The sequence below is a fragment of the Halalkalibacter oceani genome (genome assembly GCF_040544555.1).
Lineage (GTDB): Bacteria > Bacillota > Bacilli > Bacillales > Bacillaceae_D > Halalkalibacter > Halalkalibacter oceani.
Map to the genome: position 1 here is coordinate 278,644 of NZ_JBEPKD010000002.1, position 13,399 is coordinate 292,042.

Annotated in this window: 17 protein-coding genes and 1 pseudogene; 8 read left to right on the plus strand and 10 right to left on the minus strand. The window is 44.6% G+C overall.

The genetic code is table 11. The annotated features are described in order from the left end of the window. Position 1 precedes the first annotated feature (1 nt). Positions 2–784, minus strand: a complete 783-nt coding sequence (modA, locus tag ABMB67_RS04885) for a molybdate ABC transporter substrate-binding protein (protein ID WP_354571278.1) — start codon at positions 782–784, stop codon at positions 2–4. Positions 785–960: 176 nt separating this feature from the next. Between modA and ABMB67_RS04890 the strand changes: the two genes are divergently transcribed. After that, positions 961–1,902, plus strand: a complete 942-nt coding sequence (locus ABMB67_RS04890; RefSeq protein ID WP_251221604.1) for a substrate-binding domain-containing protein — start codon at positions 961–963, stop codon at positions 1,900–1,902. A gap of 130 nt (positions 1,903–2,032) precedes the next feature. Here ABMB67_RS04890 and ABMB67_RS04895 read toward each other — a convergent pair whose 3' ends face one another. Then, positions 2,033–2,248, minus strand: a complete 216-nt coding sequence (locus ABMB67_RS04895) for a WYL domain-containing protein (RefSeq protein ID WP_251221603.1) — start codon at positions 2,246–2,248, stop codon at positions 2,033–2,035. A gap of 166 nt (positions 2,249–2,414) precedes the next feature. Between ABMB67_RS04895 and ABMB67_RS04900 the strand changes: the two genes are divergently transcribed. The 3 genes from ABMB67_RS04900 to ABMB67_RS04910 all read left to right on the plus strand — a co-directional run bounded on the left by ABMB67_RS04900 (position 2,415) and on the right by ABMB67_RS04910 (position 4,202). After that, a complete protein-coding gene (locus ABMB67_RS04900; protein WP_354571279.1) occupies positions 2,415–2,606 on the plus strand; it encodes a hypothetical protein in 192 nt (63 codons plus the stop codon). Positions 2,607–2,816: 210 nt separating this feature from the next. Next, complete coding sequence (locus tag ABMB67_RS04905) at positions 2,817–3,902, plus strand: N-acetylmuramoyl-L-alanine amidase family protein (RefSeq protein ID WP_354571280.1); 1,086 nt, start codon at positions 2,817–2,819, stop codon at positions 3,900–3,902. 132 nt (positions 3,903–4,034) lie between these two features. Next, the gene (locus tag ABMB67_RS04910) at positions 4,035–4,202 is read left to right on the plus strand and encodes a hypothetical protein (protein WP_354571281.1); all 168 of its coding nucleotides are present in this window, start codon (positions 4,035–4,037) and stop codon (positions 4,200–4,202) included. A gap of 125 nt (positions 4,203–4,327) precedes the next feature. On the opposite strand, the gene ABMB67_RS04915 is transcribed toward ABMB67_RS04910, so the two are convergent. From ABMB67_RS04915 to ABMB67_RS04930, 4 genes are all read right to left on the minus strand, one after another. Beyond that, positions 4,328–4,954, minus strand: a complete 627-nt coding sequence (locus tag ABMB67_RS04915; RefSeq protein WP_251221599.1) for an FMN-dependent NADH-azoreductase — start codon at positions 4,952–4,954, stop codon at positions 4,328–4,330. Positions 4,955–5,050: 96 nt separating this feature from the next. Then, positions 5,051–5,494 carry a MarR family winged helix-turn-helix transcriptional regulator gene (locus ABMB67_RS04920; RefSeq protein WP_354571282.1) on the minus strand — a complete coding sequence of 148 codons (444 nt, stop codon included), beginning with the start codon at positions 5,492–5,494 and terminating at the stop codon, positions 5,051–5,053. Positions 5,495–5,640: 146 nt separating this feature from the next. Beyond that, a complete protein-coding gene (locus ABMB67_RS04925; protein WP_354571283.1) occupies positions 5,641–7,347 on the minus strand; it encodes a methyl-accepting chemotaxis protein in 1,707 nt (568 codons plus the stop codon). A 161-nt stretch (positions 7,348–7,508) separates the two neighbouring features. Beyond that, positions 7,509–8,018: a hypothetical protein gene (locus ABMB67_RS04930; protein WP_354571284.1), complete on the minus strand. Its 510-nt coding sequence runs from the start codon at positions 8,016–8,018 to the stop codon at positions 7,509–7,511. 133 nt (positions 8,019–8,151) lie between these two features. Between ABMB67_RS04930 and ABMB67_RS04935 the strand changes: the two genes are divergently transcribed. Next, positions 8,152–8,574: a VOC family protein gene (locus ABMB67_RS04935; protein ID WP_354571285.1), complete on the plus strand. Its 423-nt coding sequence runs from the start codon at positions 8,152–8,154 to the stop codon at positions 8,572–8,574. A 590-nt stretch (positions 8,575–9,164) separates the two neighbouring features. Next, positions 9,165–9,617 (plus strand): annotated as a pseudogene (sigK, locus tag ABMB67_RS04940) (RNA polymerase sporulation sigma factor SigK); the annotation flags it as partial. 341 nt (positions 9,618–9,958) lie between these two features. Here sigK and ABMB67_RS04945 read toward each other — a convergent pair. Both ABMB67_RS04945 and ABMB67_RS04950 read right to left on the minus strand, forming a co-directional pair. Next, on the minus strand, positions 9,959–10,108 hold the full coding sequence (locus ABMB67_RS04945) for a hypothetical protein (RefSeq protein ID WP_354571286.1): 150 nt from the start codon (positions 10,106–10,108) through the stop codon (positions 9,959–9,961). Between the two features lie 203 nt (positions 10,109–10,311). After that, positions 10,312–11,052, minus strand: a complete 741-nt coding sequence (locus tag ABMB67_RS04950) for an SOS response-associated peptidase (protein WP_354571287.1) — start codon at positions 11,050–11,052, stop codon at positions 10,312–10,314. Between the two features lie 41 nt (positions 11,053–11,093). Between ABMB67_RS04950 and ABMB67_RS04955 the strand changes: the two genes are divergently transcribed. After that, entirely contained in the window at positions 11,094–11,366 is a 273-nt protein-coding gene (locus ABMB67_RS04955; RefSeq protein ID WP_354571288.1) for a YolD-like family protein, read from the plus strand. 254 nt (positions 11,367–11,620) lie between these two features. Further along, complete coding sequence (locus ABMB67_RS04960; protein WP_354571289.1) at positions 11,621–12,166, plus strand: cupin domain-containing protein; 546 nt, start codon at positions 11,621–11,623, stop codon at positions 12,164–12,166. A gap of 342 nt (positions 12,167–12,508) precedes the next feature. On the opposite strand, the gene ABMB67_RS04965 is transcribed toward ABMB67_RS04960, so the two are convergent. Further along, positions 12,509–13,117, minus strand: coding sequence for a peptidoglycan recognition protein family protein (locus tag ABMB67_RS04965; RefSeq protein ID WP_354571290.1), 609 nt, complete (start codon positions 13,115–13,117; stop codon positions 12,509–12,511). Continuing rightward, the gene (locus ABMB67_RS04970; protein ID WP_354571291.1) at positions 13,110–13,382 is read right to left on the minus strand and encodes a holin; all 273 of its coding nucleotides are present in this window, start codon (positions 13,380–13,382) and stop codon (positions 13,110–13,112) included. The genes ABMB67_RS04965 and ABMB67_RS04970 overlap by 8 nt, the downstream gene beginning before the upstream one ends. Positions 13,383–13,399 lie beyond the last annotated feature (17 nt).

The window sequence follows — 13,399 nt, forward strand, 5'->3', positions numbered from 1 at the left end:
ATCAGATACCTGTGAACCCGTATTTTTCAAAGATGGCTAGCGCTTCCTCAGTTTGCAACCATTGGTAGAAACGCTCTGCTTCTTCAGGGTGATCTGCGCCTTCGAGCAAGCCGACCGGATACATAATTGGTTCCGCTGTTTCCGCCTCAGCGACAATTTTCACCTGATCAGACAAAATAGCATCCGTTTGGTAAACCATTCCTGCATCGACATTCCCTGTCTCGACATAGGTTAATACTTGCCGGACGTCACTTCCGTGTATTAGTTTGTCCGAAAGCTCTTCATAGATCCCGAGCTCTTCCAACACCTGTCTGGCGTACTCCCCGGCTGGAACCGTTTCCGGCTCACCGATCGCGACCTGGTGAACTTCCTCCTGCAGAAGATCTTCAAACTGTGTCACTGCAAGATCTGAGTCTTCCGCCGTAACAAGAACGAGTTCATTGCGCAGCAAATCAGCCCGTTGCGCAATCTCCCCTTCCTCCTCCAATTCATCAATCCATCTGACGGCAGCCGATAAGAACACATCTGCAGGCGCTCCTTGGGCAATTTGCGACTTTAAAGTCCCGGATGAACCATAGTTCGGCACCAAAGTGACATGCTCATGCTCACCTTCATACATCTGCTTGAGTTCATTCATGGCATCTGTCATACTTGCAGCTGTCATGATATGCAATTCTACTTCCTCACCAGCTTCATTTGATGGCGACGAGCAGCCAGCAAACAGGATGGTGATAAGAAGAATCATGCCATATGTAAAAACTTTTTTGCTCTTCAAGAAATCCACTACATTCACTCCCAGCTATGTTTATTTATACTACATTAATTAAAATGATAGATTTATCTTATCATAAGATATAATTAGTTATAAATAGATATATCTAATTTAATTTTTATTTTTCCTTTTTTTCTATTACAATGATTAAAAACCACTGTTTGAGATCAAATGCAGGAGGGGAATAAATGGACGATCATTCATACACAACAGAAGAGGTTGCTCGCTTGCTGAAAGTCTCGAAGCTAACCGTTTATGATCTGATAAAAAAAGAAAAACTGCCGGCTTTTCGCGTCGGCAAGCAAATGAGAATCGACGCCAGGGATTTAGAGCTTTTCAAATCCCGGACGAAAAGAGGCGAAACGCGCGAGGCGACACCACCTCCGCCAGGCGAAAGTCAAAGCGCTCCACTATCTTCTACCGCCGATAACTCGATTATTATTAGCGGCCAGGATATGAGTCTTGATATTTTGGCGAAATACCTTGAAGGACGCGAGGAAAAATTTCGCCCTTTGCGCTCCTATGTCGGCAGCTTGAACAGCTTGTTCTCGCTTTTTAAAGAAGAATGCGATATCGTCAGCGTGCATTTGTATGATGGAGAAAGTGGAGAATATAATATTCCGTACGTTAAACGCGTTTTAACGGGCCATGACTATCTTGTCGTCAATCTGATCAGACGTCAGGCCGGATTATACGTGCCGGGCGGCAACCCGAAAAATATTCAATCGTGGGATGATTTAAAAAAGCCCGGTCTGCGGCTGATTAATCGGGAAAAAGGGGCCGGCGCCCGCGTTCTGCTTGATGAGCAGCTGCGTTTACTCGGGGTGAAGGGAAGGGATCTTACCGGCTATGATCAGGAGGAGACAAGCCATCTCGGCGTTGCCGGGGCCGTACGCAGCAACAGAGCCGATGTCGGCGTTGGGATTGAAAAAGCCGCAAAGATCGTCGGTACAGGCTTCATTCCGCTTATCCAGGAACGATATGACCTCGTTCTTCTTAAGAAGCCGGAAAACCAGCCATTGATCGCTCAGACTCTCGCTATTTTGCAGTCAGAGACATTTCAAAGAGAAATTCAGTCGATCGGCGATTATGATCTTACGCTTACCGGCCAAGTGATGTATGAAACATAAGAGCTTGTTTTGTTCTGAGCCTGAGAAGTCTGCCAAAGCATGCAGGTGTTGTTTTTCTGCTTGCTTGGCAGAGCGAACCGGCCGCTTTTCGAGTTACGATTTCAGGGCCTCCAGCGATGGGCCCCTCCCCCTATCCCGTCTCCTTCTTCCCCGCTGCTGCTAAAATATTGTCCCGTTTAAACATCCGTGTTTGCCTGCGGTAATGGCAGTATCCAATGACATGCGTTTCATTAAACGCTTTTACAGTCACATCCCTTTGCGATAACTCTCCATTTGCCGCCATATATATGATTTGAATGCGTTCGTTCTTTTCGATGCTCTGCTCCAATATCCGTTTAAGACGCATGTTGGCTCTCTCCTCAAGTAAGTTTGTTTTCATTATATACGAACATACATTCCGATTTCAAGACTTTTGTACGAATGCACGTTCGCGCATAATCGGAGTAAGATGACGACACTTGCAAGGAGGACACCGCTGAAGTAATACAAGAATACGCCAGGAAAATCGCTATATGAGAAAGCTCGCGGATGATGCTGAATTTACGGTGGTGGACGGATTGTGCCAGAGCCTGATGCTACGCCTTGTTTATTGGGATGACGGTTCTTTTCAGGAAATAACCGGCGTAAATGGCTGGATGAGGAGAGAGTTATCATTCTCCTGTATCCATCTTGGTATCAAAAAAATCTCGATGACAGCAGAATGAGTCCGTAGCTTCGACTTTCCAGCCTGCTGAATCTTTCGGCTGAACCGATTCTACCTACTATTTTTACAGTTTAAAGGCAAACTCATACCTTCGTATTGTCTTCGGATAAAACCCATATTTTTCGTTGAACCAGACGTTGCTTCAATTGTAAAATGTTAACTAGGCACGACCAGACGGCAAAGCTATTAAACTAGGAAGGATTGAAGCCATGTGACACAGTTTCATAGAAGGACAGCTTTTATTCTGATTCTTTTTTTCATGTTCGCTCTATCACCTTCTTTTGCGGGCGCTGAAGGAGCGAAATGGGGTACCGTGACATCCGATTCTTCGTTATTAGTAAGAGAGCAGCCTGGTCAGCAAGGAAATATTATCGGCAAATTAAATCCTGGTGAAAAAATTGAGTACATCTCACACACCAATGGCTGGGCGCAGATTACATACAAAGGCAGGATGGGATTTGTCAGCCTTGACTATATTAGTGAGGGTACAGAGCAGCCACGCTCAAACGGTGAACAAGCCGCTTCATCGGAGTCAGCGGCAAATCAGGCAGGAACCGTAACAGCCGACACTTTGCTCGTCCGCTCGGAGCCAGGCAGATCAGCCGCGATCATTGGTCAGTTGCACGCTGGACAAGCAGTCGATTATACGCCTCTTCCTTACGATTGGGCGCAAATCAGCTACAATGGACAGATTGGGTACGTCAGTGAGATTTACCTCGCCAGCCAGCACGCTCCTGCGCTGCAGATCGCTTCAACTGAGTCAGACCGCTCGTCCGGTCCGATTCAAAAAGTGATGATTGATCCGGGACATGGTGGAAGTGATCCGGGTGCGATTCTCGGAACAACCTATGAAAAGGATCTTAATTTAGAAATCGCCTTACAAATTCAGAAAGCGCTGGAGGAAGGCGGATTTACAGTCGATATGACGAGGACGACGGATTCTTTTGTCAGTCTGGAAGAGCGGGTGTTGAGCGCGAGCCGGGCAAATGCCGACCTGTTTATTAGCGTCCATGCAAACAGTCATTACAACCGGACGATTAAAGGACTGGAAACCCATTATTATGGCTCACAGGAGCTGGCGACGATCTTGAATCAAGAACTGCAAGCTGTAAACGGGAGCGGTCTGCGCGGCCTCTATCATTCGGACTTTTATGTTCTCCGCAACACGACCGTCCCTGCATTTCTCATAGAAGCTGGTTATCTGTCAAATGAAGAGGATCTCGCTTTGCTACAATCCCCGTCTTACCATGTAGCCCTTGGGGAGGCCGTTAAACGCGCTGTCCAGAAAATGAATTAAGCGAAAAAAGGAGTTATCTGGCATGAGGCCACGGATAACTCCTTTTTTCAATGTCTCGTTTCATAATTTGACGCATAGGGTAAATAGAAAGCATCAACGCATTTCCATTACTTATATGAAAGGGGGATTATCATGCATTATGACGGCCAGAAAATTGAAAGCGCTTTCGGAGAAATGCAATTGAAAAACGGCTGGATCGCCAAGCCGGAAAACGTTGCTGTTTATTGTCCTTACCCCTATTTTCCACCGCAGCAGCAACTAGCACAGCGAAAAGAAGAGCAGAATATCCGTCAATCCTAAGTCCTACTGCGCTTCGGCCGGAGGAGGGAAAAAAGCGTTTCCTCCGGCTTGAAACCTTTGCGCAGATGCTGCTTCGGATGCCGCAAAAGGGGTAAAACCTTTTTGCGCTCGCTCAAGTCAGCTTTTTAAAATTCCTTCGCGACAGCTGCTGCTTGATCAAGACCAGCCTGAATAATGTTCTCAGCTTCATCCGGGAATTGGTTGTGTCCTTCGATGATCACTGTGTTAATATCTTTGACACCCCAGAAGCCAAGCATCGTCTGAACGAAAGTTACAGCCATTTCCGCAGCCTGAGCAGGACCTTCAGAGTATACGCCGCCTCTTGCATTAAGAAGCACGACTTTCTTGTCAGGAAGAAGACCTACCGGACCTTCAGCCGTGTAACGGAACGTTTTTCCTGCTTGCGCCAAGTAATCTAAATAGGTGTGCAGCACAGCCGGTACGGTGAAGTTCCACAATGGAAAAGCAAAAACAACTTTATCTGCCGCAAGGAACTGATCAAGATACTTTGTCACAAGAGCAGTTGCTTCCTCTTCCTCTTTCGTTAATTCCAAACCGTTTGCAAGCTTGAACATTCCATTAATCTTAACGGCATCATAGTAAGGCAAATTTTCCTTAAAAAGATCCAGTTCTGTAATGTCATCCTCTGGGTGAGCAGCTTGATAGTTTTCTAAAAACGTGTGATAAAGCTTTACGCTTACTGCTTGCTCGATTGGTCTTGAATTTGCCTTAATAAATAATACCTTTGCCATCTGAATAAAACCCCCATCATTTCAATGTAATTAACGGTCGCTATAGCAACCTCCTGTTTTAGTGATGTTGTCATAGCAACTAAAAAGCGAAGACAGCTACTCTTTTGAAGTCGTAACATTCTTGTTAATAATGGAAAGCAATCGGTCCAACTCAGCCAGCTCTTCGTTCGACAGTCCCTCGCAAACGGTTTTGTCAAACTCCTCCGCAATCGGCATCACCTTTTCACCAAGCTTTTTTCCGCAAGGTGTTAAGTAGAGCTCGAAGGAACGACGATCATCCGGGCAATGCGTTCTCCGGATAAATCCTTTTTGTTCCAAGCTTGAAACCATGCGCGCGATGTTCGTTTTATCCTTATGAAGGAACGTCGCAAGCTGATTTTGAGTCAAGCCATCCCTTTCCCAAAGCAGCATCATAATCAAATTTTGCTCTGGAGCCAGATTAAACTTATCAAGTCTCGCTTTAATATAACTTGTCAAATTTAAATCCGTTTTATGAATTTTAATGCTGATATAGTCCTTGAATGTTAATTTCAAAGGCATCCCCCGCAAAATGGTTACTTAACAATTCACTTACATTTGGTAAGTATAGTAGAAGAGCATCTCTTTGTCAAATGAAAAGGAGCTTTGCCAGCCTCACTTGCAATATTCCAATAGAAGCTGGCAAAAACACCTGTTATAACAACCCTTTAGACACGGGCCGCCTCTGTTTGTTTTATTTTAAATGTATCGATCGATGCTTGTAAATCCTCGGCTAGCCTGGCCAGCGTTTCTGAGGCAGCGGAAATCTCCTCCAGCGTCGCGTACTGCTCTTCAGTCGCCGCCGATGTTTCCTGAATAGCCGTCGTCGTTGTTTCTGTAATCTGGCTCACTTCCTCTGTCGCGTGGGCGATTTGATTGCTTTGTTCAGTGATTTGCTGAATCGATTCGGTCACTTCGTTGACCTTGTCACGGACCGCTTCAATCGAGAACGCAATTTCTGCAAACGATTGATTGAGCTCATCAGCCGTTTGCAAGCCGAGCGTCACCGTTTGCGTCCCCTCTTCCATCGAGAGAACCGCCTGTTCAATTTCCGCCTGAATTTCCTTAACGAGAGTAACGGTTTGCTGGCTTGATTGCTGAGACTGCTCAGCAAGCTTGCGGACTTCATCGGCGACAACGGCAAATCCTTTGCCATGCTCCCCGGCCCGCGCCGCTTCAATCGCCGCATTCAACGCTAATAAATTGGTCTGCTCGGCAATCGCTGAAATCATACTCATAATCTCTTCAATCGCCAATGATTTCGCCGATAATTGCTTAATCGATGTCGCTGTATAATCTGTTGCAGTCGAGATCGCGCGCATCTGTTCACTAACCATCTCAACGGTGTCCCGCCCTTGTTCCGTTCTCTCAAGTGAGTAATCAGACAAGGCCGACATCTCATCACTGTGAAAGGCAATCTGCTTCACACTTTCGGACGTTTGCCGGATCGACTCAGTAATTTCATTCATTTTCCACAGCTGATTCTCAGCCCCTTCCGCTGTTGCCTGCGATACTTGAGCCATTTGCTGAATCGATAACGTGCTTTGGTGCGTCCCTGCCGTCAACTCCTCGGAAGCGGAGGCAACTTGCTGGCTCGCCTTATTAGTTTGCAGCACTAAGGAATGCAGACTTTCCTTCATTTTATTTAAGCTGTTTGCAAGCAAAGAAAGTTCATCTTTCGATTTTACCTTGAGATCGCTTCCCGTTAAATCACCTTGCGCCACAGCCTCCATTTGTTTGACGACTTTCTTGATGTTGCTTGTTAAATAAGAGCTGAACATCAGACTGATAATGATGGACAGGATAATCGCCCCAATCGCCACAACTAGCATAAGAAGCTCTGAACGTTCAGCATCACGCTGATTTTCGTCTACTAGCCTGTCCGCATTTTCCTGATTAAGGCTCGCCATGTTTTCCAGATCAGCCGTCGCAGCAAGAAAGAGTGGCCCGCCGATCTGAATTCCTTCCCGTGCTTCCTCATAGCGTCCTTCTCTAATTAAGCCGATATTTAGTTGAACCCTATCTTCAAACCGGGCCCAGTTTTCCATAAAGTCAGTAAAAGCCTCACGCTTCTGTTCTGTCATTGTAAAGCCGCTGTACTGATCGGTTAGCTGCTGTACGAGCTCAAGGTTTTGCTGAGCTTTTTCGGTTGACGCCGGATCTTCATTAAAGGCCGCCTCAAGCATATTCCCCCTCGTATTTTCGGTCAGTTTCATCAACGTTACCAATTCAGCCGTCGGCAGCAGAGCATCTTCATAAATCTCCATTGTATTCTCATTCATCGCCCGCAGTTCTATAAATGAAATAACACTTCCGACAATTAGTAAACCGACGACGGTAAAGAAAGATAAAAGAACCTTAAATCGTAATGTCATCCTACCCACTCCAAACTATTAAAATGTTCTATTTTTCTTACTATACCACATCAGATAAGAATAAGGTCCTAAGACGAATTGATGACATATATTTTTTTCTTTAGTGCGGAAAAGACAAACAGCATGCCGCTAAAACGGCTCTTTCACTTTTTTCATTCAGTTTACGGCCACGGGTTCCATTCAACCGTTTGATAGGCTTCCTGAAGACTGTTTTTAAATTCCGGCGTCAACTCAAAATAGCGGTTAGTCTCAATATGAAAGGAGTCCTGATCTTCTCCATAGTGCATCACAAACAACTGTCTGTCCCGACCTTCATAAAGGTTTCCGAGCACAAAAACTCGGTATTGAATGCTACTCTCATCATAAACAGCGTCAGGGTCAATCAGGTCCTCTACTTCCTTAGCTCGATCCAGATGACCAAGCAGCTCCCCTACCACTTCCTCGTCCGTCATTCGTTTTGAATACAAATACGGTGTGTCAGAAGAGGAGAAATCCCGCTTCTCCACATAAATACTAACCGGTTTTTTAAAATCTTTGAATGAATAAGTATGCTCAGCAACGACCCCATCCGGATAGGAAAATGGAGTATAAAAATAGTTTTGATTCATCCATATGACAACTCCTACAGCCAGCACAATCAGCCCGCCAATCGCAATAAGCCATTTTTTCATTGATCTCCCTCCTCTACTTGCACAAATCCATTATCCAATCTTTAACAGCGGACAGCAACATAATTTTGACACCAGCAACCATTCAGCTGCCGCCATTGGTATAATAAAGAAAAATGGCGAGGAGGCGTATGAGATGAAGCCACGAGTAACAGTCATTACTTTAGGAGTCGACCACCTTGAAACAGCGTTACAGTTTTACCGCGATGGGCTTGGACTTCCTACTGAAGGAATCATCGGCGAAGAATTTGAGCATGGAGCAGTGGCGTTCTTCGACTTGCAGCCCGGCTTAAAGCTGGCGATTTGGAACCGCAAAGACATCGCTCATGAAGCAAAAGTAACGTTAGCTCAACCGGGCGCCACTGAATTCACATTGGGACATAATGTCAATAGCAAAGCCGAGGTCGATCAGGTGATGGCTCAAGCTGAAGCTGCCGGCGCGACGATCACGGATCTGGCACATGACACGTTTTGGGGCGGCTATTCTGGCCATTTCCAAGACCCCGATGGCCATTTATGGGAAGTCGTTTGGAATCCACAATGGGACACAATCGAATAACCGATCAGCGTTGAAGAGGCAGGTCAAAAGGATAAAAAAACAACCTTTCAACCTCCCTCTATTTTTATCTTAAGCTCTTTGTTCAATCGCATCCTTCTCCATCTCAAAAAACGCTATTGTGGCTGAATCTTCGAATAGGGTACGCTGCAAAAGGAATATTTTACTATTCGCACATGATTGTTATGACTAATTTATAAATGGGTGAGAGTACATGCTTATTGGATTAAGCAAGGAATCGGTATTTTTTATTAGTGGACGTGGTTTATTTGGCCAGTTGTCTTTATCTTTTCACACGTTCACGCCATTATAACGATCATCCAGGACGAACACGCGTCATTAAAAAGTACTGTCGTCGCTTCCCTTTCGCTTTTGGTTATTTTAGCCGGCATTACGGCTGTTCAGTTTTCATTATGAAGCCTCTTCCCCTTTTCCCCCGAGCCTCTGCTTGAACAACATCCGCTTTTTCTTTGGCCTTCCTCCCCTTTCAAACGAGCAGCTGTGCCCCTTTTTTAAAGCGACGACTGAACTGGTACAACATCTTTTTGACATGTACAGACACAAACGAGCCCAATCCGACATAAGGTTGGAGTATGGAACAAAATGGGGGTGTTTTCGTGTCTGGCATACTCGCTGCTCTTTCATACTTTGTTAAAGAAGTCATTGTTTTCGTCTCCTATGTCAAAAACAATGCGTTTCCACAGCCTCTGAAAAAGGAGGAAGAACGGAAATATTTAACACTGATGCAAAAAGGAGACGCAGAAGCCCGCAATCTGCTGATTGAACATAATCTGCGCTTAGTGGCGCACATCGTCAAAAAGTTTGAAAATACAAGAGAAGACACCGAGGATCTAATTTCGATCGGCACAATCGGCCTTATTAAAGCGATTGAAAGCTACTCGGACGGCAAAGGCACAAAGCTGGCGACCTACGCGGCCCGTTGTATTGAAAATGAAATCCTGATGCACTTGCGGGCGTTAAAAAAAGTCAAAAAAGATGTCTCCCTCCATGATCCGATTGGGACGGACAAGGAAGGAAATGAATTACCCTCTGCACCTTATCTGTGTTCAATCTTTGTACATTGCTTCCTTCAATTATTACCATTACGCCATGTCAATCCTATTCTGCCGAGGAACTGCATCTTCTCACTAAAAAGACCGTCCTAAGACGGTACGATTCAGACTGAGATAGGACAAGATGTGCAGGGATAATGAAGTTGTTTAACTTAAAATAAAGACATTCTAAAAGTAATAAGGTTTTTTTAAGGATTCTTATCTAACGGGCAAATTAGTATTTCTTAATACGTAGTAGACCCAAAATACGTAGTAAAGAAAACAGGATTTATCATTGAAAAATATAAAAAAGGAGATGAAGTCACTCCCAAAATTTAATCGTCTTTATTTGAACGTTCCTGATGATAAATATAATCAACCCGTTCTTTAGTCTTCATAAGTAGTGAAGCTAAAATTGCAGTGTAAATAGATGTTAAAAGAATTGCAATCATTCCCACACCAAACAAATTATTATTACCATTCATAGGTACCACCACCTTTTTTAATGTTGCAACAATATTTTGCTCTTGGAACTTATTTTTATTCAAAAAAAATCAAGGAATTGTCGCAGTACAACGATACTGAGCAATTAAAATAAAATCTATTTGACAAACTTTGTGCGCGCACCTTAAGTAACGAGTAGTCAGGCTTGCATGTAGCAAGGCTGACTACCCTTTTTATTCAAATTTCACGCTAATGATTTTATACACTCCTTGCTTTCGTTCCGCGGACTATTGACTAACTCCGAGACTTCATAAGCCCTCATTTCTTTAGCAGCATAAGGTTTTATGAGGTCTTTTAGTATATGCTTATCCTCGATAGACGTATCGAGCCACACTTTTCTTTCTTCTTCCCCTAGAATGACAGGCATACGATCATGGATATCGCTCATAAGCTCATTTGGCTTAGTTGTGATAATGGTACAGGATACTATCTCTTCGTCATCCGATTTCCAGCGATCCCAGAGGCCCGCAAATGTCATAACTCCGCCGTCATTTATAGTAATACGGTATGGCTGCTTTTTATCATCTTTCTTCAACCACTCATAAAACCCATCGGCCACCACTAAACACCGGCGTCTCTGCAACAGGCGTTTAAAAGCTGGCTTTTCATCAATTGTTTCTCCGCGAGCGTTGATCATTTTATAGCCGATTTTTGGGTCCTTGGCCCATACCGGCACTAATCCCCACCTCAAATACCCTGCCCTACGCTTATCTCCATCCGAAATTACACTCAAAACAGGCTGGCTCGGCGCAATGTTATACCGAGGTCGATAGTCGTCAAACAGTTCGAGCTGCAACGACTCCTGAATCGCCTCTTTGGATGCTGTTAACGTAAATCTTCCGCACATAATTATCACCTCATCTCCAGTATTTCCAACTTTACTTGTATTCAACTGGATTTTTTTAACATTAAATAACGAACACATATTCGCATATAATAATAAAAAAACATCGATGGAGGCACACCATGAAAAGTGACAAACTGATACAGAGCTTAATTTGGAGAAACTACAGAATCATGCTTCCCGATCAAGCGGAGGAAGTACGGCAATTAAAAGAAGCAAAGAGTAAGCTTCCACCTCCTTTGATGACCGACCAGCAATTAAAACGGCTCGGGGTTTTAATTCTTGATGCTCTCCGTCATGGGCTGGAGCTGTGCGTCACTTATTGGCAGGATGGCTATTATCGAGAGGGCGTCGGGCGTTGTAGACTTAGTCGACGAAGAGCACCGTCAAATTAGAGTGGAACTTGCTGATGGGGATTATGTCCACATAAAGTTTGAACAATTAAGGTATCCGAAAGGATCTGATCGTATGCACCTCTTACAAGACGAAGAGATTCAACAACTTACTCCCCGTTTCATCTTTCTGCCGCTGGCCCGCAAAGTGCTGGAGCAACATAAATTAAAAAAACACTTTATTTATTCGAGTGACCTTCTAAGCACTTGGGGCATATGCTGATTTTATAGTCATATGCTTTAGGAGGAATAAAACCATGAATAATCCCTACTATATGTATCCTTATCATACCTATTATTATGGTAATGCTCCAGTTCGTAACCATGATAATATGTGGAATTCTGGTTACTGGAATACACCACATCTAACGCCGAATACTCGAAACTATACGAATGCCTCAGTGGATCACGGAAAAAGTCCATTTGTCGTGAATATTAACCAAGCAGCAAAACAAAACGACACATATCGTACTGCTATTTGGACCGGGGATCATCTTCAAGTGACTTTGATGAGCATTAACGTTGGGGATGATATAGGATTGGAAATTCACCCTCACGACGATCAATTTCTTCGTATTGAGAGTGGGCAAGGACTTGTTCAAATGGGAAAAAGCAAAAATCAATTAACCTTTCAAACACATGTCTCTGATGACTCAGCCATTATGGTACCTGCAGGTACGTGGCACAATGTCACCAATACAGGCAACACTCCGTTAAAGCTTTACTCAATCTATGCTCCACCTCATCACCCATTTGGTACTGTTCATAGAACAAAGGAAGATGCTATTGCTGCTGGAGATTAGAGACCAAGCCCCTCTATCATAGTAGGGGCTTCTTCTCATCATAAAGTCGGTACTTATTGCGGAGCTGCACATGCTCTTTTTCTTTTCTAGGACAACATTCTTTTGGGCTGATCTTTAACTGGTTTCAACTTCCCGATACACCTATTCCTAAAACGGAATAGGATAAGCAAAAAAATATCCATTGTTGGTAAAGTTTCTCGTTTAAACCCAACCAATTTACATATACTGGATAAGAAGACTTAAGCGGCCCCGGTAGGTCTTCAGTAGGCGAACATCGAAGAGTTCTACTTTATGAGGGGCCACCAAAATCCTCCTGTTCTACCTCCGCAGGGGATTTTTTAATTAATCCAGCATTCCCAATCGATCTAGTATAACCGCCAGCTGCTCGCGTGTGAGCGGCTCCTTCGGCCCTTGCCCCTCATTCATGATGCCTTTTGCCAGTGCTTTTTCCCAGCTGGCTTCTGCCCAGCTACTTGGCTTTTTATCGCTCATTTCGATTACCTCCTTTAATCTAAGTCGCACTTGCCTCATGTCGATGCCCGGGCACGCTGTAGCAGCACCCGGGAACTCCTTATGTCCTAGCACTCGCTCTACTGGTACATTGAACCGCTGCATGGCAAGCTTTGCACGTTCTTCCCAAGCCCTTTCCTGTGCTGCGGTAAAGGAACCATTACCCACAAGACAAATGTGGTATGTGTAGCTGTTGTGATTCGCTATGCCGTTCGTGACCATATCGGGATCATAGCAAAGCTCGACTGTGCCGTCCGGCCAGATAATCTCGTGATAGCCGCCGGTGATCCACCCAAGACCACGCCATCTGTTATTCCAGAACGTAAAAAAATCACCAGTCGCTGTTGCGGAATGGTGACGAGCAATATGGGTGATAGCGCTGATCGATCTTTTGGTGGAACGTTTAGGCGTTTGACTGCGGATGTCGACAATTTTAGTCATGATGCCCCTCCTTTGTTCTGCCTGCGCGCTCATTACCCAACTCAAACAATCCAGTCGCAGCCAATGCCGCCAGTGCGCCGGCCCATAGACGCAAGATAAGCTCCAACTCCGTAAATGGATAGGAGGCGGCCCCGACAATCAGGCCAATGATGAGCGAGACTAATGGGACGATGTTTTTAGGCAAAGATACTGAGCGCTTAAGCAATTCCACCAAAGCTAAAATAATTGGCGATATGACAGTCGCAAATAATAAAACAGGTTCCATCTTTATCAACTCCTTTT